Origin of the sequence: Micromonospora parva, assembly GCF_040649675.1 — a bacterium.
In the GTDB taxonomy this organism is placed as follows: Bacteria; Actinomycetota; Actinomycetes; order Mycobacteriales; family Micromonosporaceae; genus Micromonospora; species Micromonospora parva.
Genome location: NZ_JBEZFX010000018.1, coordinates 33,342 through 58,109 on the forward strand (window position 1 = coordinate 33,342; position 24,768 = coordinate 58,109).

The 24,768-nt window shown below is 72.9% G+C and carries 24 protein-coding genes; 15 read left to right on the plus strand and 9 right to left on the minus strand.

Annotation, left to right across the window (positions count from 1 at the left end):
• Positions 1 to 95 precede the first annotated feature (95 nt).
• The gene (locus AB0C03_RS30960) at positions 96 to 815 is read right to left on the minus strand and encodes a polyamine aminopropyltransferase (protein ID WP_030336355.1); all 720 of its coding nucleotides are present in this window, start codon (positions 813 to 815) and stop codon (positions 96 to 98) included.
• 129 nt (positions 816 to 944) lie between these two features.
• Between AB0C03_RS30960 and eccB the strand changes: the two genes are divergently transcribed.
• On the plus strand, positions 945 to 2,330 hold the full coding sequence (gene eccB, locus AB0C03_RS30965; protein WP_357640744.1) for a type VII secretion protein EccB: 1,386 nt from the start codon (positions 945 to 947) through the stop codon (positions 2,328 to 2,330).
• A 135-nt stretch (positions 2,331 to 2,465) separates the two neighbouring features.
• On the opposite strand, the gene AB0C03_RS30970 is transcribed toward eccB, so the two are convergent.
• Genes AB0C03_RS30970 through AB0C03_RS30985 form a run of 4 tightly spaced genes read right to left on the minus strand, consistent with a single transcriptional unit; the run spans position 2,466 to position 6,339 of the window.
• A complete protein-coding gene (locus tag AB0C03_RS30970; RefSeq protein ID WP_030336364.1) occupies positions 2,466 to 3,071 on the minus strand; it encodes a class I SAM-dependent methyltransferase in 606 nt (201 codons plus the stop codon).
• A 54-nt stretch (positions 3,072 to 3,125) separates the two neighbouring features.
• Positions 3,126 to 3,992 carry a carbohydrate ABC transporter permease gene (locus AB0C03_RS30975; RefSeq protein WP_030336367.1) on the minus strand — a complete coding sequence of 289 codons (867 nt, stop codon included), beginning with the start codon at positions 3,990 to 3,992 and terminating at the stop codon, positions 3,126 to 3,128.
• Complete coding sequence (locus AB0C03_RS30980) at positions 3,992 to 4,948, minus strand: carbohydrate ABC transporter permease (RefSeq protein ID WP_030336370.1); 957 nt, start codon at positions 4,946 to 4,948, stop codon at positions 3,992 to 3,994. The genes AB0C03_RS30975 and AB0C03_RS30980 overlap by 1 nt, the downstream gene beginning before the upstream one ends.
• Positions 4,945 to 6,339 carry an ABC transporter substrate-binding protein gene (locus AB0C03_RS30985; protein ID WP_030336372.1) on the minus strand — a complete coding sequence of 465 codons (1,395 nt, stop codon included), beginning with the start codon at positions 6,337 to 6,339 and terminating at the stop codon, positions 4,945 to 4,947. Before AB0C03_RS30985 ends, AB0C03_RS30980 begins: the two co-directional genes overlap by 4 nt.
• Before the next feature lie 115 nt (positions 6,340 to 6,454).
• On the opposite strand from AB0C03_RS30985, the gene AB0C03_RS30990 reads away from it, so the two are divergent.
• The 6 genes from AB0C03_RS30990 to AB0C03_RS31015 all read left to right on the plus strand — a co-directional run bounded on the left by AB0C03_RS30990 (position 6,455) and on the right by AB0C03_RS31015 (position 13,776).
• Positions 6,455 to 7,492, plus strand: a complete 1,038-nt coding sequence (locus AB0C03_RS30990; RefSeq protein ID WP_030336374.1) for a zinc-dependent alcohol dehydrogenase — start codon at positions 6,455 to 6,457, stop codon at positions 7,490 to 7,492.
• Positions 7,493 to 8,314, plus strand: a complete 822-nt coding sequence (locus AB0C03_RS30995) for a sugar phosphate isomerase/epimerase family protein (RefSeq protein ID WP_030336376.1) — start codon at positions 7,493 to 7,495, stop codon at positions 8,312 to 8,314.
• Positions 8,311 to 9,729 carry an MGH1-like glycoside hydrolase domain-containing protein gene (locus AB0C03_RS31000; protein WP_245233738.1) on the plus strand — a complete coding sequence of 473 codons (1,419 nt, stop codon included), beginning with the start codon at positions 8,311 to 8,313 and terminating at the stop codon, positions 9,727 to 9,729. Before AB0C03_RS30995 ends, AB0C03_RS31000 begins: the two co-directional genes overlap by 4 nt.
• Positions 9,730 to 9,781: 52 nt before the next feature.
• Positions 9,782 to 10,180, plus strand: a complete 399-nt coding sequence (locus tag AB0C03_RS31005) for an NUDIX hydrolase (protein WP_030336378.1) — start codon at positions 9,782 to 9,784, stop codon at positions 10,178 to 10,180.
• Between the two features lie 40 nt (positions 10,181 to 10,220).
• On the plus strand, positions 10,221 to 10,724 hold the full coding sequence (locus tag AB0C03_RS31010) for a DUF2267 domain-containing protein (RefSeq protein WP_357640752.1): 504 nt from the start codon (positions 10,221 to 10,223) through the stop codon (positions 10,722 to 10,724).
• A 277-nt stretch (positions 10,725 to 11,001) separates the two neighbouring features.
• The gene (locus AB0C03_RS31015; RefSeq protein WP_357640755.1) at positions 11,002 to 13,776 is read left to right on the plus strand and encodes an FtsX-like permease family protein; all 2,775 of its coding nucleotides are present in this window, start codon (positions 11,002 to 11,004) and stop codon (positions 13,774 to 13,776) included.
• Positions 13,777 to 13,809: 33 nt separating this feature from the next.
• Here the strand turns inward: AB0C03_RS31015 and AB0C03_RS31020 are convergent, their stop codons facing one another.
• Complete coding sequence (locus tag AB0C03_RS31020) at positions 13,810 to 15,048, minus strand: serine/threonine-protein kinase (RefSeq protein ID WP_357640757.1); 1,239 nt, start codon at positions 15,046 to 15,048, stop codon at positions 13,810 to 13,812.
• 26 nt (positions 15,049 to 15,074) lie between these two features.
• The gene (locus AB0C03_RS31025; RefSeq protein ID WP_357640760.1) at positions 15,075 to 15,590 is read right to left on the minus strand and encodes an NUDIX hydrolase; all 516 of its coding nucleotides are present in this window, start codon (positions 15,588 to 15,590) and stop codon (positions 15,075 to 15,077) included.
• A 51-nt stretch (positions 15,591 to 15,641) separates the two neighbouring features.
• On the opposite strand from AB0C03_RS31025, the gene AB0C03_RS31030 reads away from it, so the two are divergent.
• Positions 15,642 to 16,133: a type II toxin-antitoxin system PemK/MazF family toxin gene (locus AB0C03_RS31030; RefSeq protein WP_030336385.1), complete on the plus strand. Its 492-nt coding sequence runs from the start codon at positions 15,642 to 15,644 to the stop codon at positions 16,131 to 16,133.
• Positions 16,134 to 16,214: 81 nt separating this feature from the next.
• Here AB0C03_RS31030 and AB0C03_RS31035 read toward each other — a convergent pair whose 3' ends face one another.
• Positions 16,215 to 16,859, minus strand: a complete 645-nt coding sequence (locus AB0C03_RS31035) for a flavodoxin family protein (protein WP_357640763.1) — start codon at positions 16,857 to 16,859, stop codon at positions 16,215 to 16,217.
• 123 nt (positions 16,860 to 16,982) lie between these two features.
• Between AB0C03_RS31035 and AB0C03_RS31040 the strand changes: the two genes are divergently transcribed.
• Together AB0C03_RS31040 and rox are read left to right on the plus strand one after the other, a co-directional pair.
• Complete coding sequence (locus tag AB0C03_RS31040; protein ID WP_357640766.1) at positions 16,983 to 18,005, plus strand: phosphotransferase enzyme family protein; 1,023 nt, start codon at positions 16,983 to 16,985, stop codon at positions 18,003 to 18,005.
• Between the two features lie 177 nt (positions 18,006 to 18,182).
• Positions 18,183 to 19,610 carry a rifampin monooxygenase gene (gene rox / locus AB0C03_RS31045; RefSeq protein ID WP_357640769.1) on the plus strand — a complete coding sequence of 476 codons (1,428 nt, stop codon included), beginning with the start codon at positions 18,183 to 18,185 and terminating at the stop codon, positions 19,608 to 19,610.
• A gap of 4 nt (positions 19,611 to 19,614) precedes the next feature.
• Here rox and AB0C03_RS31050 read toward each other — a convergent pair whose 3' ends face one another.
• Positions 19,615 to 20,265: a GGDEF domain-containing protein gene (locus AB0C03_RS31050; RefSeq protein ID WP_030336395.1), complete on the minus strand. Its 651-nt coding sequence runs from the start codon at positions 20,263 to 20,265 to the stop codon at positions 19,615 to 19,617.
• Positions 20,266 to 20,529: 264 nt separating this feature from the next.
• Here AB0C03_RS31050 and AB0C03_RS31055 point away from each other — a divergent pair, with 264 nt between their 5' ends.
• The 5 genes from AB0C03_RS31055 to AB0C03_RS31075 all read left to right on the plus strand — a co-directional run bounded on the left by AB0C03_RS31055 (position 20,530) and on the right by AB0C03_RS31075 (position 24,739).
• Entirely contained in the window at positions 20,530 to 20,769 is a 240-nt protein-coding gene (locus tag AB0C03_RS31055; protein ID WP_030336398.1) for a DUF397 domain-containing protein, read from the plus strand.
• A 134-nt stretch (positions 20,770 to 20,903) separates the two neighbouring features.
• Positions 20,904 to 21,791 (plus strand): Sco1979 family transcriptional regulator, encoded by an 888-nt coding sequence (locus AB0C03_RS31060; RefSeq protein ID WP_156057894.1) that lies wholly within the window; start codon positions 20,904 to 20,906, stop codon positions 21,789 to 21,791.
• Positions 21,792 to 21,927: 136 nt separating this feature from the next.
• On the plus strand, positions 21,928 to 22,971 hold the full coding sequence (locus tag AB0C03_RS31065) for a LacI family DNA-binding transcriptional regulator (RefSeq protein WP_357640774.1): 1,044 nt from the start codon (positions 21,928 to 21,930) through the stop codon (positions 22,969 to 22,971).
• A 2-nt stretch (positions 22,972 to 22,973) separates the two neighbouring features.
• A complete protein-coding gene (locus AB0C03_RS31070; protein WP_030336406.1) occupies positions 22,974 to 23,177 on the plus strand; it encodes a hypothetical protein in 204 nt (67 codons plus the stop codon).
• A 98-nt stretch (positions 23,178 to 23,275) separates the two neighbouring features.
• A complete protein-coding gene (locus AB0C03_RS31075; RefSeq protein ID WP_210866331.1) occupies positions 23,276 to 24,739 on the plus strand; it encodes a serine/threonine-protein kinase in 1,464 nt (487 codons plus the stop codon).
• Positions 24,740 to 24,768: the final 29 nt, after the last annotated feature.

The following is a 24,768-nucleotide window of genomic DNA, read 5'->3' on the forward strand; positions in this document are numbered from 1 at the left end:
CACCATGCCGATTGATCGACTCGGGTTCCCCGCGGTGGTGGGCCCGGCGCGCCGCGACACCTTGAGGTCCTGATGCGCGGGTCGATCCGGGGCGCTCAGCCGTCGGCGCGCGCCACGTAGACGGTGTTGGCCGACTCGCCACCGGTCAGCGGGTTGGCGAACGGCACGACGTGCGCCCGCACGTCCACGAACACCTCGGTGAGCGACGCGGTGAACTCGGCGTCCGGCGGGTCGTCCGACCAGAGCGCGAAGACACCCCCGGGCCGCAGCAGGGCGGCCAGGCGGCGTAAACCGGCCGGCGGGTAGAACGCCGCGTGGCTCGGGTGCAGGACGTTGCGGGGGGAGTGGTCGACGTCGAGCAGCACGGCGTCGAAGCGTCGACCGGGCACCTCGCTGTCGAAACCGGTGTCACCGGCGACCGCCGCGAAGAAGTCGGCCTGCACGAAGCGGGTCCGGGGGTCCTCGGCGAGCCCCGCCGCGAACGGCAGCAGCCCGCGCCGGTGCCAGTCGATCACGTCCTCGATCGCCTCCACCACGAGCAGTGAGCGCACCCGGGGGTCGCCCAGCGCCGCGCAGGCGGTGTAGCCCAACCCGAGACCGCCCACCACCACGTCGAGCGAGTCACCGGTCACCTCGGCGAGGCCGAGCCGGGCCAGCTCGATCTCCGCGACCGGGAAGAGGCTGGACATCAGATACTCGTCGTCGAGCTTGACCTCGTACACCTCGACCTGGAGTGCCGGGTCCCGGCGTCGGCGCAGGCTGATCGCGCCGATCGGAGTCTCCCGCCAGGCCAGCTCTTCGAAACGCGCGCCCACGGGTGCCCTCTCGCCGCCGGATTCGTCCCCGGATGGTACCGGTTGCCCCGCCACCGACGGCCACGCAGGGTCCACGGGACATCGACGCAGCGCATATCCTGTGCCCGGCCGATCCACCGGAGGGGACTCATGCCGTCGCGGCAGGACCAGCTGCACTCCTACCAGTTCAGCGTCCAGCGGGCGGTCGCCGCCCTGGTCATGCGGGAGACCGATCCCGCGCAGTCGCCGTTTCGGCGGCTGGCCGGTGCCGGCCTGGCCAGCGTCCTGGTGGCGGCGATCGGGCTCGGCGGTTTCGCCCTCTACGGGCTGTTCGCCGGCGGCGGCAAGGGGTGGCGTGACCCGGGCGCGGTGATCGTGGAGAAGGAGTCCGGCGCCCGGTTCGTCTACCGCGAGCAGAAGCTGCACCCGGTGCTCAACTACGCCTCGGCGCTGCTCATCGTCGGCGCGGACCGGTCGAAGACCGTGCTGGTGTCCCGGCGCACGATCGACGGGGTGCCGCGCGGGCTGCCGTTGGGCATCGCCGACGCCCCCGACTCGTTGCCCGCCCCCGGCCGGCTGGCCGCCACGGCGTGGACGGTCTGCTCGACGATCCCGGCCGGTGCGGGCGCCCAAGGGCCCCGCTCCGCGTTGCTGATCGGCACCGAACCCGACGGTGGCCGGCCGCTGGGCGACGACGCACTGCTGCTGCGCCACCCCGACGGCGGGCTGCACCTGGTCTGGCATCAGCGGCGTTACCTCGTCCGCGATCCCAGCCGGGTGCTGGCGGCGCTCGCCACCACCCGGGCGCAGGCGGTTGCGGCGGCGCCGGCACTGCTCAACTCGCTGCCCGCCGGCGTCGACCTCGCCCCGCTCGACCTGCCCGCGCTGGGCCGGCCGGCTTCTCGGGTGCCGGGCGCCGCGATCGGCACCGTCTACCTGGTGAGCAACTCCGGTGGCGGTCGGCAGTACGCGGTGGCGCTCGACGCCGGCCTGGCCGGCATCACCGAGTTGCAGGCGGGGCTGTTGCTGGCCCGCACCGGGCAGGTCGCGCCGGTGCCGATGACGTTGGGCCGGTTCGCCGCGCTGCCCACGGTGCCCGATCTCGCCCCGACCGGTCCGAACGCCCCGCCGCCGGTCCCGCCCCGGCTCGCGAGCGCCGACGGCGGCGCGCTCTGCACCCGCGTCGGCGACGACGGCGGGGTGGGTGAGGTGCGCTGGGGCGTACCGCTGCGGGACCTGACGGCCGTGCCGCGCACCGCGCCGACCGGCGGCGCGGTGCTGGCCGACCATGTGGTGGTGGAGCCGGGCCGCGGCGCGGTGGTCGAGGCCGCAGCGGCGCCCGGCGCGACCGGGGGCGCGGTCTCCGTGGTCACCGACCTGGGCCGGCGGTACGTGCTGGCAGACCGGGAGGTGCTGCCGATGCTCGGCTACCGCGACGTGCGACCGGTGCGGCTGCCGGCCGGGCTGGTCAGCCTGGTGCCCGCCGGCGCCACCCTCGACCCAACGGCCGCCCGAGCCGCCCCCACCCCCAACTAACCCCCAGCCCCACCCCCACCGCAGCCTTCCGTCACAGCTGCGGTGATCAAGAGGTTTGCGTCAGGATGTGGCGCGAATTTGACGCAAACCTCTTGATCACCGGGGAGGCGGGGAGGCGGGGAGGCGGGGAGGCGCTCAGTCTGCTGGGCGGCGCAGCACGGTGACCGCGAACGCGGCGTCGTCGCGCCACGGGCGCAGGTCCCAGGTGGCGAAGCGGTGCTCCACGCGCAGCCCGGCGGCCACCGCGTCGGCGTCGAACGCGGTCAGCGGGTAGCCGCGCTCGGTGCCGAAGCCCACCGCCAACACGCCGTCGGGTCGCAGGTGCGCGGCCACCCGGCGCAGCACCTGCGGTTCGGTGCCGACAGCGACGAAGGCGAGCACGTTGCCGGCCAGCACCGCCGCGTCGAACGGCTCCGCCTCACCCAGTGCCGACAGGTCCAGCTCGGCGAGGTCGGCGACCAGCCACGTCGGGCCGGGATAGTCGGCGCGGGCGGCGTCCACCAACGCGGGGTCGGCGTCCACCCCGACCACCGTGTGCCCCCGCTCGGCCAGCGCGGCGCCGACCCGGCCGGTGCCGCTGCCGGCGTCGAGAATCCGTGAGCCGGGCGCGACGAGGGCGTCCACCAGGCGGGCCTCGCCGGCCAGGTCCTCACCCTCGGCCGCGAGCTTGCGGAACCGGTCGATGTACCACTGTGAGTGCTCGGGACCGGTGTCGGTCGCCCAGCGGGTCGGGTTGGCCATGAGGCCACCGTATCCGGGCCGGTGGGGGCCGGGCGGACGACCCGGACGAGACGATCATCCCTTCTCCGCGCCGCTGGTCAGCCCTTCGGTGAGCAGTCGTTCGCTGGCGAAGAAGAGGATCACGATGGGCACTGTGAGCACCACCGACCCGGCCATCAGCACCGTCTTGGGCACCTCCACCCCGTCGGCGAGCAGGGACAGCCCCAGCGACACCGTCCACCGGTTGGGCTTGTCGACCAGGAACAGCAGCGCGAAGAGGAACTCGTTCCAGGCGATCATGAAGTCGTAGAGCGCCACCGCCATGATCGACGGCATCGCGAGGGGCAGGCTGACGCGCCGGATGATGCCGAGCCGACCGGCACCGTCGATGGCTGCGGACTCCTCCAGGCTGACCGGGATGGTCTCGAAGTAGTTCTTCAGCATGTAGACCGACACCGGCAACGTCTGCGAGATGTAGACCAGCACCAGACCGAACAGCGAGCCGCGCAGCCCGGCCCGGGTGAAGACCACGAACAGCGGGATCGCGATGACGATCGACGGGAACAGGTAGACCGCCAGGAACAGGAAGTCCACCTGCCGCCGGCCGAAGAACCGCAGCCGGGCCACCGCGTACGCGCCGGGGATCGCTACCAGCAGGGTGAGCACTGTCGCCGCGACGGCGACCAGCCCGCTGTTGCGGATGAAGGTGAGGAAACCCTGGCCGCCGTCGTCGGTGGCCTTCAACACCTCGGCGTACGTGGCCACTGTCAGCTCACCGAAGCCGACCACCAGCGCGCCGGGGTCGAGCAGCAGCCGCTCGATGGGGCGCACCGAGAGCAGCAGCATGTAGTAGAAGGGGAAGACGGTGATCACCAGGAACACGGCGATCACCAGGCGGCGCAGCCATCGCAGGCTCACCGTCTCGACCACGTCCCGGTCCATCAGCTCACCCTCCGTCCGAAGAAGCGCAGATAGATCAGCACGAACACGATGAGCACCACGGCCAGCACGACAGCCTGCGCGGCGGCGGCCCCGATGTCGGTACGGGCGGTGAGGAACTCGTACACCCGCACGCTGACCACCTCGGTGCCGGCCGCACCGCCGGTGAGCAGGTAGACGTCGTCGAACTTGTTGAACGTCATGATGAAGCGCAGCACGCCCAGCAGGGCGATCACCGGCAGCAGCTGCGGCAGCAGGATGTGCCGGAACCGCTGGGTGGGGGTGGCCCCGTCGACGCGGGCGGCCTCCTCCAACTCGCCGGGCACCGCCTGGAGCCGGGCCAGCAGGAACAGGAACGCGAACGGGAAGTAGCGCCACGCCTCGAAGATGATCACCGTGGCCAGCGCTGTCGACTCCTGGGTGAGGAACGGGACCGGGGCGTCCCAGCCGAGCAGGCGTTGCCCCCACGCGTTGACGACGCCGAGCTGTGGGTCGAGCATCACCTGCCAGACGAACGTCGCCGCGACGACCGGTGCCACGTACGGCAGCAGCATGGACGCCCGGACCAGGGTGCGGCCCCGGAACGGCCGGCGGACCACCAGGGCGGCCACCAGGCCGAGCACTATCGACCCGACGGTGCCACCGATGCTGTAGATCAGCGTGACCCACAGCGTCTCGGCGAAGCCGGGGGTGTGCAGCACCCGGTCGATGTTGTCCATGGTGAAGTCGCCGAACAGGCCGGTCTTGCGCAGCGTGGCGAGCCGGACCCGCTGGAAGGCGAGCACCACTGTCCACACGATCGGGATGCCGATCACCGCGATGGTGACGAGCAGTGTCGGCGCGACCAGCGCGAGGCCGGCCCGGGACTCGCGGCGGCGCAGGGTCAGGGGTCGGCGCCGGGGTGGCGCCAGCCGCTCCCGGGTGGGGGAGCGGCCGGGGCCGGGCGCGGTGGTGGTCAATTGACGCCCGCCTTGATGGCGTCGACGTCCTTCTTGGCGCGGTTGGCGGTGGCCGCCGCGTCGGCCTTGCCCGCGATGAGGTCGCTCAGCACCTTGGGCACCGGCAGCTCGCCGAGCATCGCGCCGACCAGCTTGCCCTGCCCCTGACTGAGTCCCCACCGTCCGAAGGTGTCCGGGCTGCGGCGCAACGTGGCAAGCACCTCGTCGCCGTACACGTCGGCGAGGGGCTTCTTCGCGTCCACGCCCGCCTGGCTGGTGCTCCAGGCGGTCAGGTACGCCTCCGGCTCGGCCGGGGTGCCCTTGCGGACCGGGAAACGGCCCTCGGGTGACATGCCGAACCAGCGCGGGTAGCCGTCACTGAGCATGTACTCCACGAAGGACTTCGCCGGATCGGTCACCGCGCCGTCCAGCACCGCCCAGGAGCTGATCTCGCCGTACTGGGCGGGTTCGGTGCCGTTCGGTCCCTTGATCGCGGTGACGAACCCGCTGTTCTTCGCCAGGAACCCCGGGTCGGCCTGGCACTGCGGGCAGGTCGGCTTGGCGTCGTTACGCAGCCCGGCCAGCTCGTCGAGGATGAACGGGGACCAGACGACCATGGCCGCCTTGCCGGCGAAGTAGGTGGCCCGGGTGGTGTCCACGTCCTGCGCGCCCTTCACCGAGCTGGTGCGGATCAGGTCGCCGTAGAAGCGGAACGCCTCGACGCACTGGGGTGAGTCCAGGGTGACCGCGCCGGAGTCGTCGGTGAGCTGGCAGCCGTTGGCCAGCGCCAGGTGCTCGAAGGTCTGCTGGGTGAACACGTCGCTGGGGGCGGTGGCCGCGGTGATCCCGGCGACGCCGCCGGTGTTCAGCCTCGCCGCGGCGGCGGTGATCCGCTCGTACGTGTCGGGGGCGGGCAGGCCGGCCGCGGCGAACAGGTCCTTGCGGTAGACCAGCAGTTGCCCCCACCCGTCGCTGGGCACGGAGAGTTGTCCGCCGTCGTCGGAGGTCAACTCCAGCGCGCGCGGGGAGAACGTCTGCTTGCCCAGCTTGTCGACGACCTCCGCGTTCGCCGATGCGTGCAGCAGCTCGTTGCCGGCGAGCGTACGGATGCCGGCGAGGGAGACCGACCCGACCACGTCGGGCAGGTCGCCGGCGGCGGCGTTTGCAGCGATCAACGAGGGGAACTGGTCCTCGTTGACGGTCACCAGGTCGACCTGGATCCCGGTCTTCGCGGTGAAGTCGGCGATGATCGCCTTGGTGGCGGTGACCCGGTCGGCCACGTCCTCCAGACTCCAGACGGTGATCTTCTTGCTGTTGCTGTCCGGTTCGTCGTCGCCGCAGGCCAGCAGGGTGGACGCGGTCAGTGCCAGGATCACTGTGGTGGCGAGTATCCGCCTCGGAGGTGCTGACATCGGTGGCACTCCTCTCGAAGGGTACATGACGGATCCAACACCTTCGATTGATCAATAGCAAGACATATGGCCATTTTTTGCTATCCTGGAGCCCAGTGCTACCGGGATGTGACACATGGGCAACTGGGTGGTCTCTCTCGCCGGGCCTCGACGCATCAGCCTCGAGCCCTGCCCGCCGGATCCGCTCGGCCCCGGCCAGGTCCGAGTCCGCACCTGCTACTCGGGCATCTCCGCCGGCACCGAGCTGACCCTCTACCGGGGCAGCAATCCCCGGCTCAGCAAGGACTGGGACGACGCCGCCCGGATGTTCGTCCCCCGACAGACCCCGGTGCCCTACCCGCTGATCGGTTTCGGCTACGAAGAGGTCGGCGAGGTCATCGAGGTCGCCCCGGAGGTCACCGACCGGCATCCGGGGCAGCTCGTCTGGGGCATCTGGGGGCACCGGGCCGAGGCGGTGCTCGCCGCCGACGCGGTCCGTGCGCTCCCCACCGGGCTGGATCCGCTCGCCGCGGTCTTCGCCCGCCCCGGCGCCATCGCGCTGACCGCCGTGCTCGCCGGTGACCTGCACCTCGGCGACTGGGTCGGCGTCTTCGGGCAGGGCGTCATCGGGCTGCTCGCCACCCGGCTCGCCGTGCTCTCCGGGGCCCGGGTGGTGGCCGTCGACCCGGTGCCCACCCGGTTGGAGCACGCCGCACGGTACGGCGCGTACTCCACAGTGGATGCCACGACCACATCCGCCGCCGCCGTGCTGCGCCAGGCCACCGACGGCCGGGGAGCCGACGTCTGCCTGGAGTTGTCCGGCGCGTACCCGGCGCTGCACGAGGCGATCCGCTCCACCACCCACGCCGGCCGGGTCGTGGCCGCCGGCTTCTACCAGGGCCAGGCCGACGCGCTCGGCCTCGGCGAGGAGTTCCACCACAACCGCATCCAGTTGGTCGCCGCCCAGGTCTCCGGGCCCACCCCCGCGCCGAGCATGGCCGGCCGGTGGAGCGGAGACCGGGTCGCGCAGACCTTCATGGACCTGGTGGCCGACCGCAGCGTCGACCCGCTGCCACTGGTCAGCCACATCGTCGACGCCAGCGCGGTCGCCGACGCCCTCGCGCTGCTCGACCGCGGCGCCGGTGACGTCCTCCAAGTCGTGCTGAGGTTCTAGATGACCACCATCGCGCTGGCCTGTCAGGAACAACTCCTGCCGGGCGCCAACCTGATCCAGAAGTTCGCCCTCGCGGCCGCCCTCGGCTACCAGGGCATCGAGCTACGCGGGCGCGGCGACCTGGCGTTCGCCCGCCGGCTGCCCGAGCTGCGCCGCGCCCGCGCCGCCGGGGTGGTGATGCCCACCGTCTGCGTCGAGATGGACCACTTCATCGGCGACTTCGACGCCGCCCGGTCCGCCGACGCCATCCGCAACCTGCGCTCCCAGCTCTCGGTGATCGCCGAGCTGGGCGGCGTCGGGGTGATGACCCCGGCCGCCTGGGGGATGTTCTCCCGGCGGCTGCCACCGTTCGAGCCGCCCCGCCCGCCGGACGGCGACCGGCAGGTGCTCCTCGACGCCCTCGGCGAACTGGGCGAGCACGCCCGGGCCGAGGGGGTCACCCTCTTCCTGGAACCCCTCAACAGGTACGAGGACCACATGGTCAACCGGCTCGACGAGGCCGTGGCGCTCTGCGCCACCCTCGGGCTGCCGTCGGTCCGGGTGGTCGCCGACACCTTCCACATGAACATCGAGGAGGACGACGTGCACCGCGCACTGCGTGCCGCCGCGCCGTACCTCGGGCACGTGCAGGTCAGCGACTCCAACCGGTACCAGCCCGGCGCCGGGCACCTGGACTGGACGGCGCTGGTGCGTACCCTGCTGGAGCTGGACTACCGGGGGTGGCTGTCCCTGGAGTGCCGGCTGCGCGGCGACCCGGTCCGCGCCCTGCAACAGGCCGCCACCGTGCTGCGCCACGCGCTGCCCCGGCGGGCCGCCGCATGACCGCCGGTGCTGGGCAGACAGGTGTCGGCGCGCCCGCCGCCGAATCGGCCCGCAACGGCGTGCCCGCCGACTCCCCAGCGACGCGCGCCGACGCCGCCCGCACCGGTGGCCCGGCCGACCCGAGCGGGCTGCGTCAGCTCGCGGTCGACACGCTCGACGCCAACTGGGAACACGACCACACGGTGCCGTCGCGCACCCTCTACCCGCACCAGTGGAGCTGGGACTCCGCGTTCATCGCGATCGGGCTGGCCCACGTCCGCCCCGAGCGCGCCTGGCGGGAGCTGGCGAGCCTGTTCCGGGCACAGTGGGCCGACGGCCGGGTGCCGCACATCGTGTTCAACCCGGCGCTGCGGGTCGGCGCGTACTTCCCCGGACCGGAGATGTGGCGCTCGGCCGACGTGCCCGGAGCACCGGCGGTGGCCACCTCCGGCCTGGTCCAACCCCCGGTGCACGCGCTCGCCGCGTTGCTGGCGTACCGGCGGGCACCCGACCCCGCCGGCCTGGCCGCGCTGCGCCGGCTCTATCCCGCGCTGGTCGCCCAGCAGCGCTACCTGGCCGACCGGCGGGACGTGGCCGGCGACGGGCTGGTCTGCGTCGTGCACCCGTGGGAGTCCGGGTTGGACAACAGCCCGGCCTGGGACGAGCCGATGGCGGCGGTGCCGGCCGAGGCGGCTGTCATGTCCGCGTACCGTCGGCACGACACCGCGCACGCCGACGCCGCGCACCGCCCCACGGACCTGGACTACGCGCGTTACCTGGCGATCGTCGCCGCCTACCGCGACCACCGTTACGCCGACCGCGACCTGGCCGCCGGTCACCCGTTCCTGGTGGAGTGCCCGCTGTTCAACGCGGCCTTCGGGGCCGCCGAACACGCCCTCGCCGAGGTCGCCGCGCTCGTCGGCGGCGACCCCGGGCCGCACCGGGACCGCGCGGCCCAGATCACCGAAGCCCTGGTACGCCGGCTGTACGACCCGGACACCGGCACGTTCCAACCCCGCGACCTGCGCACCGACCGGCTGGTGGGCGCCCGGACCGTGCTCGGGCTGGCACCGCTGATCCTGCCCGACCTGCCGACCCGGCAGGTCGACGCGCTGGTCGTCGAGGCCCGCTCGGCGCGTTTCGGGGTGGCCCGGCGGATGGACCGGCCGTTGCCCACCTACGACCGCACCGCGCCCGACTTCGAGCCGCTGCGCTACTGGCGCGGGCCGAGCTGGCTCAACATCGGCTGGCTGATCCGGCGGGGGCTGCTCACGCACGGACACCCGGAGTTGGCCGCCGGGCTGCGCCGCTCGATGGTCGGCCTGGTGGCCGGGGCCGGCTGCCACGAGTACTTCCACCCGGACACCGGCGCCGGGCTGGGCTCACCGGCGTTCAGCTGGACCGCCGCGCTGCTGCTCGACCTGCTGGCCGACTGAGCGCGGGATCCGGGTGGTAGCGTGCCCGATCCCACCGGCCGGAAGGAGCGTCGTGCGCGAGATCGACAAGGTGGCCTGGATCCTCATCGAGGACGGCAGGGTGCTGAGCACCAGGTCCCAGGGGAAGGACGTCTGGTACCTACCGGGTGGAAAACGCGAGCCCGGCGAGACCGACCTGGAGACCCTGCGCCGGGAGATCGACGAGGAGTTGAGCGTCGAGGTCGACGTGTCCGGCGCCGTGCGCCTGGGCACCTTCACCGCTCAGGCACACGGCCACGCGACCGGCACCACGGTGCGGATGACCTGCTACCGAGCCGGCTACCAGGGCCGGCTTCGGCCGGCGAGCGAGATCGCCGAGATGGCCTGGCTCGGGTACGCCGACCGGCACCGCACCTCGGCGGTCGACCAGATCATCTTTGACCACCTGCTGGCCGAGGGGCTGCTGACCTAGCGCCAGTTTGTCGCGCCCGGCCAGGGGTAACCGCCCGAGCGTGACCGACGGCGACGGGTTCCCGTACTTCATCGACGCGGTGTCCAACCGGTCCGGCCTGCCGGCCGAGCAGGCCGCGGTGCTCGCCCGGGTCGTACTCCAGACCATTGCCGAACGGGTGATCGGCAGCGCGCCCGGCGACCCGGTGGGGCACCTACCGGACGAGGTCGGCGGCTACCTGAGCGGCCCAGCCCCGGATGCGGCCGGGACCGGCGGACCGACCCCGGATCCGGTGGTGCCCGTCGGCTCGGACCCCGGCATGGACGCGATCGACACCGGCGTGGGTCTGGATGTCGGCGGCGCCACCGCCCTTCCACCGCCGGACGCCGGCCCCGCCGAGTTCCTGCGGCTGGTGGGAGAGCGCGCCGGGGTGGACCCGGCCACCGCCCAGGCCGGAACCGGGGCCGTCTTCGCCACCCTGCGGTCGGCGATGACGGTACGGGAGTTCCGGGAGATGGTGGCGCGACTGCCGCGCGACGGCGGCGGCAGCCCCAAGTTCCCGTAGTCCGGCCCGTACCCGCCCTGACCGGCCCCTGCGGCGAGGTCCGCTCGCGTTGCACGGGGTTGATGGGTCAGCGCCGCGTTCGGTACTTTCGCCTCTCATGCCGAGCAGTGCGGGGGCAACGCGATGGCAGAGCTGTCTGGTCCGAGCGGGCAGAGCACCACCGGGTGGCCGACCGATCACGACTGGTCCGCCCGCACCCACGACGACCAGATCCGCTGACGCCGTGTGGCGAATGGTCCGGTCGCAGCTGCGGAACACTCCCGGCCGATCGCTGGCGATGTTCGCCGCTGTCCTGATGGCGACCACCGGTTTCACGGTGCTGACCGGTGCCGCGAGCACCTCCCGGCTGGTCGCGAGCGGTTCCGTCGACGGGCAGTTCCGGCCGTCGTACGACATTCTGGTGCACCCTGCGGCACCGGTCACCGGCCTGCTGCATCAGGACCGACCCACCGCGGCCTACGGCGGCATCGCGCTGGAGCAGTGGCGGCAGATCGAACAGGTCCCCGGCGTCGAGGTGGCCGCACCGCTGGCGATCCTCGGAATCGCCGACATCCAACCCGACCTGCGGGTGGACGTGACAGAGCAGGTCGACCGGGCGGCCGAGCGGCAGGTCATCGAGATCGCCCGCCGGATCAGCGGGGACCGCGGACTGAGCACGGTGACGGCCGCGCCGGCCTACATCTACGTGTCCCGGCGGCCCCTGGTGCCGCTGGCCGACCTGAACAGTCAGGCGTTCATCTACGCCGACGGCACCCGGGTTCGCCAGCCCACGTCCGCCGCCGAGTGCCCCGGCACCGGTGGCGGCGGCCCGCTGGAGGTGCAGCCGGACGGCCGGCGTCGGCAGGTGTGCGACATCGCGGCGGGCAGCTTCGACCCGGACGCCCGGCGCACCCAGGTCAGCACCATCGAGGCGTACCAGTTGCTCCCCGACGGCACCTTCCGGCGTGCCTCCGTGTTCACCTCCGGCCGACCGGCGTCAGTGGTGCCGGCGACCGCCCGGCTGGAGATCCAGCTGCCGTCGGTGGCACCGGCGGTGATCGCCGCGATCGATCCGGCGGCTGAGGCGCGCCTGGTCGGCCTCGATCAGGCGGTGCGTCAGGGCCGCTACCTGACCGGTGTCGACGCCGTCGCCTCGGCGGGCCGCGTCGCGGGGACTTCCGCCCTGCCGCCGAGCGGCCCGGCCGGCCGGACGCTGCCGGTGCTCGCCGCCGACACCCTCGCCGTGGACGAGCGGATGGACATCTCCGTGTCCCGGCTGACCGGCCGGGTCGCCGACCAGGTGCCCGGCACCGCGACGCAGGCGCTCTGGCCGTTGCTGAACGCCTCGGCAAAGGGGCCGTCGCAGGCGGCCCAGCACGACCTGGCGCGGCTCTACCGCGCCCGGCTCGATGCCGCAGTGGCCGAGCGCGCTCCACTCTCCGCCATGATGACCCTGCTCCGGCCTGGACCGCCGACCTACGCGCCGCAGCCGGACGGGAGCGACCAGCTGCTGCCCCGATCCGACGGGCCCGACGCGGCCGACCCGACGATCGACGACGCGTGGCGGGACTCGTGGCTCGCTACCGGCGGTGTCGCCACCGGGGATCCGGTCAGCCTGGTCGACCGGTCGGGGTGGTCGGTCGCCCCGGTGGGCAGTTTCACGCCCGACGCCCTCGAATCCGCCGCCGGCGCCGCGCAGCAGGCACTCGACCTCTACCGTCCGACCCCGCCGGTGGGTGCCGACGCGCGCTCGCGTGATCTGCTCGGCGACCGTCCACTGCTTGCCACAGACGACCCGCTCGGTTACCCGCGCCACCCGCCCAGCCTGGTGACCAGCCTGACCGCCGCCGGCGAGCTGTACGCGAGCGTCGCGCCGGCGTTGGCCGCCGCCCCGCTGAGTTCCGTGCGGATCCGGGTCGCCGGGATCGACCGGTTCGACGCGGTGGCCCGGGAGCGGGTCCGGATGGTGGCGGACGAGGTCGTACGGCAGACCGGCCTCACCGTCGAGGTGGTCCTGGGTGGATCGACGGTACGCAGTCCGGTGCTGCTACCCGCTGGCGAGTTCGGTCGCCCCGACCTGAACCTGGCGGAAGCGCGTACCCGCAAGGGTGTGGCGACCGAGATCGTCAGCGCCGTCGATCGGAAGAACATCCTGCTGCTGGGGCTGCTGCTGGTGGTCTGCGTTCTGCTCGTCGGCAACGCGGTCTCCACGGCGGTTCGGGTCCGCAGACGCGAACTGGCCGTCCTGGCCTGCATCGGTTGGCCGGGCTGGCGGCTGAGCATGCTGATCCTCGCCGAGACCACGGCGCTCGGGCTGACGGCGGGCGTGCTCGGCGCCGGCCTGTCGGTGCTGCTCGGTCGGTTTGCCGGGGTGCAGGTCTCCGGTGCGGTGACACTGCTGTGCGTGCCGCTCGCGGTGCTGCTGACCGCGGCGGCCAGCGCCCTGCCCGCACTGCGGGCCGCCCGGACCCGGTCGGCGGAGGCGCTACACCCGAGCGTGACACCGGCCCGACGAGCCGCGGCGGGAAGCCTCGCCGGGCTCGCGGTGGCCAATCTCCGACGGGCACCCGCGCGTACGATCGCCGGCGCGACGAGCCTGGCGGCGGGCGTCGGCGCGGTGACGCTGATCCTGGCGGCGCTCTGGGCGTTCAACGACGGCATGGTGGGTTCGCTGCTCGGTGAGGCGGTCTCCGTGCAGGTGCGCGACGTGGATCTGGTGGCGGTCGGCGGGGTGCTGCTGTTCGGGGTGCTCGGCGTGGCCGACGTGCTGTACCTCAACGTGCGGGAACGCTCGGCGGAGTTCGCCACGCTCCAGGCCGTGGGCTGGCCCGACCTCACGCTCAACCGCCTCGTGGTCTACGAGGCGCTCGGCGTCGGCGCGCTCGGCTGCGTCCTCGGGGTCGCCGCCGGTCTCGGCTCGGTCGCCCTGCTGGTCGGCCGGGTGGACGGACGGCTGGCGCTGGTGGCGCTGGCCGTCACGGGGGCGGCGCTGTTGCTCACCGTGCTCACCGCGCTCGTGCCGGCGATCCTGATCCGACGGTTGCCGATCGCCGATCTCCTCGGCGAGCAGTGACGAGGACTCGGGCCACGGCTCGCCGCTCCGGGGTCACCGGTCGGCGGCGTCAGCCTCGGGCAGCTCCTCCGGCTCGCTGATCCAGGCGGAGAAGACCGGCACCGCGTGCCACGGTCCGGTGCCACCGTCGCCCCGGGTGTCGGTGGCGACCGCCACGACGGCGTACGGGTGACCGAAGCGCAGCTCGGCGGTGCGGGCGACGCCCTCCGGCGGCAGACTGGTCAGCCCGAACATCCCGGTCACCGCCGCCGCCTCGAAGCCGTACCGGCCGAACCGGGCCATCGCCGTCTGTCGCGCCTCGACGTTCTCGATCGGCAGCGCCATCGTCTTCGCCACTGTTGCCGACGCGGCCGGGAAGCCGAGCGCCGGGGCGGTCAGGTCGTGCTCGCTGTGGGCCGACCAGCAGGGGAGTACGGCGTGGTGTCGCTCCTCGCGGCCGCCGGCGGCCCGGGTGCGTACCCGCTGCTCGGTGACCGTCCACAGGGGAGCATCGCCGAGCGGCAGGTCGAACAGGGATCGGCTGTCGGCCGGTTGCGCGCCGTCGGCCGCGCCGGCGCTGAGGTCGTACGCGACGGCCAGCACGTCGGCCGGCGGCACCTGCGGCGCGGCGGCCACCGAGACCACCACCAGCCCCGCGCCGTCGGTTGTCCGGGCCGGCGCGGCGTGCACGATCACGTCACCGGCCCGCGCGGTGGTGACGATGGCACACCGGTGGCCCTGGCTCGGGCTGCGCAGCGCCCGCCGCAACTGGCCGGCCCACGGGCTGCCGGCGCCGAGTGCGCGGGCGTCGGCGACGTCGAACGGGGTGGCCCAGGACACCCGGGTGGCCAACGCGCTGGCCAGGGCCAGCACCACGTCCGGCCCGACCCGCAGGGGGAACGCCTCGATCAGGCCGAGGGTGTGCTCACGCGCCCAGGCGTCCAACCCGGCCTGGTCGGGCAGGACGCCGACGGCGGTGGTGGTGGGCAGCGCGGCCCGCCACGCGGCCGGCCCGTTGACCTGCCCCGGCCGGTGCCAGAGCGCGGTGGCGGCCCCGACCAGCGGGTGCGGCGCGTCCAGCAGGGTTCGGGCGACCTCGGCGGCGTCCGCCGGGTCGGTGCCCAGGGCGTGCGTCAGGTCCCTGGTGGCCGGGTCGGAGGTGCCCGCCGCAGCGGCGCAGACCGCGAGCAACAACCAGGCTCCGAGCGGGGACGCGACGTGATGCCGGTCGCCGATCGTCGCGTGCAGCCGTGCGGCGTACGCGGAGAGGGGCCCGTGCAGCGCTGTCGTCATGCCCCTACTCTGCCCGCCGGCCTGGCTCACGACCACAGCTCGAACGGCTCGTCGATCTCCGTGCCGGCGAGGAACGGGGTGATCAGCCGAGGGAGCTGCCCGGGGTAGAACCGTTCCCGGCTGGCCACCACCTCGGGCAACGGCCACCAGCGGAAGCCGAAGTAGTCCTCCCGCTCGTAGTCGAGCCGGTGCGTCTCGTCCACGTCCGGGCCGGGGCCGGCCAGTCGGACGGCGACGACAACCTCGTCCTGCAGGTGCCGTACCTGGCGGTGCAGGAAGCTGGCCCGGCGCCGCCAGGTCGGCGCGCCCGCCTGGTCGGCGCTGATCACGATGCCGGTCTCCTCCCGCAGCTCCCGCACCGCCGTGTCGCGATGGGTCTCACCGGGATCCATGCCGCCGCCCGGCAGCTCCCACCAGGTGCCCAACCGGGGGTGGTCCGGGTCCCGGGTGTGGAACAGCAGGACCCGTTCGGTGCCGTCGGTGACCACCAGCCGCACCGCACGTCGCTCAAGGATCGGCAGGTCGCGGGGGAGCTCGTCCATCGGGCCAGTCTGTCGCACCCGCCCGCCACGGCGGCGGGTAGGCTGCCCGCCGTGGCTGGTCTGTTGAGGAATGTCGCGGCGCGTATCTCCCGGGTGGGTGCGGTGATCCCGTCGCCCCGGCGTACCGGGCCGGCGCCCGCGCAGGTGGCTCGCCGTCGTCAGGTGAGCGCGTTGCAGCGTCGGGAGCTGACCTACGCCCCGGAGCGCGACGGTCAGGCCGACCCGGGCGAGATCGTCTGGACGTGGGTGCCGTACGAGGACGACCCCCGGCAGGGCAAGGACCGGCCGGTGCTGGTCGTCGGGCGCCACAGCCGGACCCTGTTCGGGCTGATGCTGTCCAGCCAGAGCGAGCGCGACGGGCAGCGGCACTGGTTCGCGCTCGGGCCGGGGGAGTGGGACCGCGACAACCGGCCGAGCTGGGTCCGGCTGGACCGGGTGCTCACCATGCGCGAGGACAGCATCCGCCGGGAGGGCGCCGTGTTGGACCGGCCCCGGTTCGACCGGGTCGGGCAGGCGTTGCGCGCTGGCTACGGCTGGCGCTGACCGCGCCGCGTCCGGCCGGGGCGGATCGGTAGCGAGCCGCGCGCCGGGCTTCCCCAGCGGTGGGGCACCTGGCGGTGAGGTCTATTCGCGGCTCGGGCCGACCCCGGCACCCTTCGCGTCCGGCGGCGGGTAGGGCTGGTCGGCGAGGAGCCGGGCCAGGTGTGCGGTGTTGAGCGCCAGAGCCTTGGTGGTGCGGCCGGTGGTGTCGGGCTTGGGGCCGGCGTCGCGGTAGTCCACTGTGTGCAGCGCCTCGCCGACCCAGTAGGTCGCGGCGGCGGCGGCGATGGTGAACCCGACCTCGTTGAGTGCCTGCTGCACCTCGCCGATGGTGTGGTGGGCGCCGTCCTCGTTGCCGACCACGGCGACGCCGGCCACCTTGCCGTAGGTGCGGAGTCGGCCCTTGGCGTCGGTCTCGGAGAGTTCGGCGTCGAGGCGTTCGAGGACCATCTTGCAGACGCTGGAGGGCTGACCGAGCCAGATCGGCGTGGCGATGATCAGCACCTGGGCTGCCATCAGTTTGGCGCGGATGGCCGGCCAACCGTCGCCGTCGCCCTCGTCCGTGGACACCCCGAAACGTACATCGTGATCGACTACCCGGATCATTTCGCCCTCCACGCCCTGCGTGGCCAACTCGGCGAGCACTTCCCGACCGAGCTGCTCGGCGCTCGACGGCGCGGGCGACGGTTTGAGGGTGCAGTTGAGTACGAGGGCGCTGATGGTCGCCACGTCGGTTCCTCTCGGCGGTCGTAGCTGGTGCCGGTATCCCATACCCGGATAGGACGTCTCAGAACACCCAGGCGACCGGCAAAACCGCTGGGTCGGTGGCCGGAGCGCTGGCATGGTGTCCGCATGGAGCAGGACGACGCGCGGCAGGTGGCCGAACAGGTACGAACGGGCTTCGGCCTGCACCTGTCCACGATGGAGCGGGTCACCTCCGGCGCTGACCAGCATGCCCGACTGTGGCTGGCTCAGGCCGCCGACGGCTGTCGGTACGCGGTCAAGCTGAGCGGTGGCGGCACCCCGGCCGGCCTGGTCGTGACGGCGTACCTGGCCGGACAGGGGGTGCCGGGCATCGCCGCGCCGCTGCGGTCCGTCGGCGGACGGCTGTCCATCGACCACGACGGCCGCCGCCTCTCGGTGGTGCCGTGGGTCTCCGACCAGCGGGCGCTCGACGGCCCGATGACCGACGCGCACTGGCGGGCGTACGGCGAGGTGCTGGCCGCCGTGCACGCGGTGCCGGTGACCGAGGAGCTCAGCCGGTTGCTGCGGACGGGCGGGGCGGCGTACCCCTCGATCGTGACCGCGACCCGGGCGGTGGCCGAGCGGCTGCGCGACCCGGACCCGGGGGATCTCGCGGACCCGCTGGTCGCGGACCTGGTGGGGGTGTGGTCAGCGGTGGCGGACCGGCTGCGGTTCCTGATCCGCGAGGTCGAGCGCCGCGCGGCCGAGCAGCGCGACCGGCCCGGCTCGCACGTCGTCTGCCACGGTGACCCGCACCTGGGCAACCTGCTGCTCGGCGCGGACGGGCAGGTCTGGCTGATCGACTGGGACGACGCGGTGCTCGCCCCGCCCGAGTGCGACCTGATGTTCGTGCTCGGCGGGGTGCTCGCCTTCGCGCCGATCACTCCCGACCAGCAGCGGGCCGTGCTCGCCGGCTACGGCACGACCGAGGTCGACAGGGCGCGCCTGGCCTGGTTCCTCGCGGTCCGCGCGCTCGACGACCTCAGCGACTGGACCCGGCAGGCGTTGGACCTCGACGCCGAGGCGGCCGACCGGAGCCGCGCGGCGCGGATCGTGCGTGGGCTGGTGTCACCGGTGGGTCTGGTCAGCCTCGCCGACACGGCGTTGCGCGACCTCGACCGACAGCGCTGAGCGGCGGCAGGCCGGCTACGGCGGGCCCGTCGGCTACGCGGGCAAAAAGGAAGGCAAAGAGCGAACACGCTCCCTGCCACCTCCAACATATATCGCACCCCTGGCCTTGCGGCAAGACCCGGGTGGTGCAGCAGAATCTCCAGCCGACGCCCAAATCTGGGAAAATCGGGGGATTCCATGATCGATGTGATCATTGCTGGCGGTGGGCCGACCGGCTTGATGCTGTCCAGCGAGTTGCGACTGCACGGGTTGCACGTGCTGGTGCTGGAGAAGGAGACCGAGCCGACGAGCCACGTGCGCGCGCTCGGCCTGCACGCACGCAGCATCGAGGTGCTGGACCAGCGAGGTTTACTGGAGCGGTTCCTCGCGGTCGGGCAGCAGCACCCGGTCGGGGGCTTCTTCGCCGCGATCTCCAAGCCGTCGCCGGGCGGGCTGGACACCGCGCACGGGTACGTCCTCGGCATCCCGCAGACCGTCACCGACCGCCTGCTGAGCGAGCACGCCAACGAGGTCGGCGCCGAGATCCGGCGCGGCAGCGAACTGGTCGGGCTGAGCCAGGACGACAGCGGGGTGACGGTGCGGCTGGCCGATGGCACCCAGCTGCGTGCCCGCTACCTCGTCGGCTGCGACGGCGGTCGCAGCACCGTACGCGGGCTGCTCGGCGTCGGCTTTCCCGGCGAGCCCAGCAGCGTCGAGACCCTGCTCGGTGAGATGGAGGTGGGGGTGCCGCCGGAGGTGGTGGCCGAGGTGGTGGCCGAGGTCCGCAGGACCCATCTCCGATTCGGTCTCGGGCCCCTCGGGGAGGGGGTGTACCGCGTCGTCGTCCCGGCCGAGGGGGTGGTCGAGGACCGCACGGTGCCGCCGAGCATCGAGGACTTCAAACGCCAACTGCTGGTGTACGCGGGCACCGACTTCGGCGTGCACTCACCGCGCTGGCTCTCCCGCTTCGGTGACGCCACCCGGCTGGCCGAGCGGTACCGGGTCGGCCGGGTGCTGCTGGCCGGCGACGCGGCGCACATCCACCCGCCGACCGGTGGGCAGGGGCTCAACCTCGGCATCCAGGACGCGTTCAACCTCGGTTGGAAGCTGGCCGCCGAGATCGCCGGCTGGGCGCCGCAGGGGCTGCTGGACAGCTACCACAGCGAACGTCATCCGGTGGCCGAGGACGTCCTGACCAACACCCGGGCGCAGATGCTGCTGCTCTCACCGGAGCCGGGGCCCCGCTCGGTGCGCCGACTGTTGTCCGAGCTGATGGACTTCGACGACGTCAACCGGTACCTGATTGAGAAGGTCACCGCGATCGGGGTCCGCTACGACTTCGGCGAGGGCCACGACATGCTCGGTCGTCACCTGCGTGACGTACGGCTGAAGCGCGGGCGTCTCTACGAGCTGATGCACCGGGGCCGCGGCCTGCTGCTCGACCAGACCGGTCAGCTCTCGGTCGCCGGTTGGGCGGAGCGGGTCGACCACGTCGTCGATGTCAGCGAGGAGTTGGACGTGCCCGCGGTGCTGCTACGGCCGGACGGCCACGTGGCGTGGGCCGGCGACGATCAGAGCGACCTGCTCGGCCAGCTGTCCAGGTGGTTCGGCGCGCCGGTCGCCTGAACGGTCAGCGCTCGGTGAGGAACGCGCTGTCGACCAGTTGGCGGGGCGACCGGGCGCCCCCGAGGCTCTTGGCCTGGTACATGGCCGCGTCGGCGCGGCTGAGCGCGTCGGTGAGCTGGGCCGGGCCGGTCACCGGGGCCAGCCCGACGGAGGCGGTGACCCGGACGCTGCACCCGCTCAGCCGGATCGGCGCGGCGACGGTCTCGCTGAGCCGGCGGGTCGAGTGCTCGATCCAGCGGCGGTCGACGGTGGGGCTGGAGAGCAGACCGGCGAACTCGTCGCCGCCGAGGCGGGCCACGAGGTTGTCCCCGGCGAAGCCGGCGAGCCGCTCGGCCACACTGATCAGCACCTGGTCGCCGGCGGCGTGCCCGTACCGGTCGTTGATCTGCTTGAAGTCGTCCAGGTCGAGCACCACGGCGATCAGCGGCTGGCCGGCGGCGTCGGTGAGCAGGGCGGCCGCCAGGCGGTAGAAGGCGCGTCGGTTGGGCAGTCCGGTGAGCGGGTCGTGGCTGGCGGCGTGCCGCTCGGCGGCCAACTCGGCCTGGAGGTGGCTGATCTCGGCCTCGGCGCGCACCGCGCGGCGGCGTAGTTGCCAGGAGGAGAGCAGCGCGCCGGCCGCGCAGACGCCGGAGGCGACACTCATCGGATCCGGCACGAACCCTCCCATCGCCGCGACCGCCTCCAGCCTTCGGTTGACGCGGCGCGCCGCGTCGGGCCCAGTTTTGCCTGATCGTTGCCCGTGTGGGGGTAACACAAAGTGAACGGATGGGCACCGATCATGTGCGTTATCATGCTCGCCGTCGGATGCAGATGCAATAGCAGATGCACGTGCAGAACCGTCCAATGTCGATACCGCACCCCCTCGCCGTTACCGCTCCTCCCACGGCCACCGGCGGGCTCGTAACAGAAAGACGCCTCCATGCATCAGCCACCCAATGGCGTACCGATCCCGCAGTTGCCCCCGCTGAGCTGGCAGAAGAGCCGCCGCAGCAATCCCAGCGGCAACTGCGTCGAACTCGCCGAGCTGCCCGGGGGAGCGGGCATAGCGGTCCGCAACTCACGACACCCGGAGGGGCCGGCCCTGATCTACACAGTGGACGAGATCGCTGCCTTCGTTCTCGGCGCGCGGGACGGTGACTTCGACCACCTGATCAACTGACCGTCGGTTGTCCCGGCGACGGGACTTATTCACCGACGTGGAGGAGTTCATCTCACTGTCGGTCCATGGCATGCTTACACGTCGGCCGGGCCGGGGCGCCCGGCCGCCGTGGGTCGGTGTCCGGAGGTCCGCACGTGACGATGGTTCCCGCCGAGGGTGGCCCGACAACCGGGCCGACCGTGCTGCGCATGCTGCTCGGCGCCCAACTGCGCCGCCTCCGGGAGTCCAGCGGGGTGACCCGGGAGGGCGCCGGTTGGGAGATCCGCTCCTCCGAATCCAAGATCAGCCGGATGGAGCTGGGCCGGGTCGGCTTCAAGGAGCGCGACGTCGCCGACCTGTTGACGCTCTATGGCGTCACCGACGAGCACGAGCGCGACGCGCTGCTCAAGCTCGCGCGGGACGCGAACAGCCCCGGCTGGTGGCACCGCTACGGCGACGTGTTGCCGTCCTGGTTCCAGTCGTACCTGGGCCTGGAGGCCGCCGCAGCGCTGATCCGTAGCTACGAGGTGCAGTTCGTGCCCGGCCTGTTGCAGACCCCGGAATACGCCCGGGCGGTGGTGCTGCTGGGGCACGGGACGGCCGGTCCCGGCGAGATCGACAGGCGCGTCGCGTTGCGGATGCAGCGTCAGCAGCTGCTGCACCGGGAGAATCCGCCGCAGCTCTGGGCCGTGGTGGACGAGGCCGCGCTGCGCCGGCCCATCGGCGGCACCGAGGTCATGCGCGGTCAGCTCACCGCGCTCATCGAGGCGACCAAGTCGCCCCACATCCGACTCCAGGTGATCCCGTTCGCCGCCGGCGGTCACGCCGCCGCCGGGGGCGCCTTCACCATCCTGCGCTTCGGCGACCAGGAGCTGCCCGACATCGTCTACATCGAACAGCTCACCAGCGCCATCTACCTCGACAAGCGCGACGACCTGGATTACTACGCGGTGGCGATGGAACGGCTCTGTGTCGAGGCCGAGCCGCCGGAGCGTACGGCGGAGATCCTCGACCGGCTGCTGGACGACACGTACCCCGTCTGATCCTCCGCCGCGCCGGCCCCGCGGGCGGGGTCCCTCAGTTCACGTATTGACCGACGCCGACCGGTCGGGCTAGTCTCTGTATCGATACAGACTGGATCGATACAGAGAGGTGCCGGTGAAGCCAACACTGCAAGCCGTGGCCGACGCCGTCGGCGTCTCCCGCAGCACCGTGTCCAACGCCTACAGCCGCCCCGACCAGCTCTCCGCCGCCCTGCGCGAGCGGATCCTGGACGCCGCCCGGCAACTCGGCTACCCCGGCCCCAACCCCACCGCGCGCTCCCTGCGCCGAGGCTTCGTCGGGTCGATCGGGGTGCTGTTCACCTCGCAACTGTCATACGCCTTCACCGACCCGTTCGCGGTCCGCTTCCTCGCCGGTGTCGGCGCGGCGGCCGAGCGGCACGGCACGAGCATGCTGCTGGTGCCGCTGCCGCCAGCGGTGACCGACGCCCGGCGGGCGGTGGAGAACGCCGCCGTCGACGGGTTCTGCGTCTACTGCGTCGCCGACGAGGAATGGGCGTTGGACGTCATCCGTCACCGCGGGCTGCCGTACGTCAGCACGGCGCCCCGCGACAACGCCGGCGCCGACGAACGGTACGTCGGCATCGACGAGCGGGCCGCCGCGCGCAGTGCCGCCGCGCACGTCGCCGGGCTCGGGCACCGTCGGGTGGCGTTGCTCGCCGACTCCGTGCTGCCCGACGCGCCGGCCGGCCCGCTCACCGTGGCCGGGGTCGACCAGGTGCCGCATCCGACCACCCGGGGCCGGCTCGCCGGGTTCGCCGACGCCTTCGCCGAGGTCGGTGTCGGCTGGGCCGAGCTGACAGTCGTCAACGCGCCCGGCAACAGCCGCCCAGCGGCGGCGGCGGCCATCGCCGAACTCTTCGACCAACCCGCACCGCCGACCGCCGTGCTGGCCGGCTCCGACGTCCTCGCGCTCGGTGTGCTGGACGCCCTGGCCGCGCGGCCGGCCCATGATCGTCCAACCGTCTCGGTGACTGGCTTCGACGACGTCCCCGAGGCCGCTGCGGCCGGTCTCACCACCGTCCGGCAACCGGCCGAGGAGAAGGGCCGGATCGCCGCCGAACTCCTGCTCGACCCGCCCGCGGACGCCGCGGCCGGTCACGTGTTGCTGCCCACCGCACTCGTCGTCCGGGAGTCCACCGGACCTGCCCCGAGGAGCTGACCATGGAACTGCCCACCGGATACGTCACCGCGCTCGACGCCATGAACCGGCACGTCAACTCGGCCCGACCGGACGCCCCGGTCCAGGTCGAACACCCCCGCCGGGCCCTGCTCGCGCCGACCCGGGTGGCCACCGCCCTCGCCCTGCGCCGGCTCGCCGACCGCATCCAACCGCGACCACTGCCCGGCACCCCGCGCTGCTCCTGACCCAAACCAATCCCATTCCGGTACGCACGGGACGATCAGTACGGGTTCGGGCACGCAGAGTGGTCGACAGCGGCGTTGCCAGGCAGACTGGGGAAGCCATGTCTCCGCTCCGGCCCACCCTCCGCCTCCACGACCGCTACGTGCTGCACGAGCGGATCGGTCTCGGTGGCATGTCCGAGGTGTGGCGTGGCGACGACGAGGTGCTCGGGCGGCCGGTGGCGATCAAGGTGCTCGCCGGGCAGTTCGCCACCGACCCGCAGCTGCGGGCCACCATCCAACGCGAGGCCCGCGCGGCCGCCCGGCTGACCCACCCCCACGTCACCCAGGTGTACGACTACGCCGAGGCGACCCTGGCCGACGGCGTCGTCGTGCCGTACCTGGTGATGGAGCTGGTCGACGGTCACAACCTGGCTGACCGGCTACGGTCCGGGCCGATGCCCTGGCCGGAGGCCGTCCGGATGGCCGGGCAGATCGCCGCCGCGCTGGCCGCCGCGCACCGCATCGGCGTCGTGCACCGCGACGTCAAGCCCGGCAACGTCATGCTCACCGACACCGGCGCCAAGGTGCTCGACTTCGGCATCGCCGCGCTCGGCGGCCTCGACAGCCAGTCCGGCGAACCGGTGATGGGCACCCCCGCCTACTTCGCCCCGGAACGGCTCACCGCCGGCCCACCCGACCCGGCGAGCGACGTGTACGCCGTCGGCGCGCTGCTCTACCGCACCCTCACCGGGCAGGCGCCACTGCCCGTGCAGAGCTGGGAAGACGCCCTGGAGGTGCACCGGCGGGGCACCCCGGTGCCGCCGCTGCGGGTGCCCGGCCTCCCCGCCGACATCGCCCAGCTGACCGTCGCCTGCCTGGCCGCCAACCCGGCCGACCGGCCGAGCGCCGCGCAGCTGGCCCGCCGCTTCGGCGCCGGTCAGCCGGTCGAGCCGCCCACCGAGCTGCTGCGCGTCCGGCCGGCCGCCCACCCGCCCACCCTGATCGACCGGTCGGTTCTGGCGCGCCCCGTCCCGGCTCCCGCCGTGCCGGCCCGACGTCGACAGCGTCGGCCCCTCGCCGCGCTCGTCGCGGCCGTGCTGGCCGTGCTGGTCGGCGTCGGCGCCCTGTTCGCGCAGAATCCGTTCGACAACCCGGGCACACCCGACCCGGCAGAGATCGCCGAGGCGCCCTCGACCTCCGCGCCGGCCCCCGCGCCCACGACGCAGTCGCCGACGCCGGCCGCACCGTCCACGCCGTCCGTGCCCCCCGCCAGCACCGCGCCGCCGACGGGCGGGCAGCAGATACCGGTCAGCTTCCGGGAGGTGACAAGCGAGTTCGCCGCCGTCCTCGCCACCGCCGTCGCCCGCGGCGACGTCGACCCGAAGACCGCCGAAGACCTGCGCGACGACCTGGCCGACCTCAACCGCCGCAATAGCAGGGACCGCGCCAAGCGCGTCGACGACCTGCGGGACCGCATCGCCGAGTTGGTACGACGAGACCGCCTACCAGCGCAGACGGGCGCGAAGCTGGACGCTCTGCTCACCCAGGCGGGCGGCTCCTCCTTCGGCCGTACGGACGACTGATACCTCCGTCGATACCGCTGGCATGATGT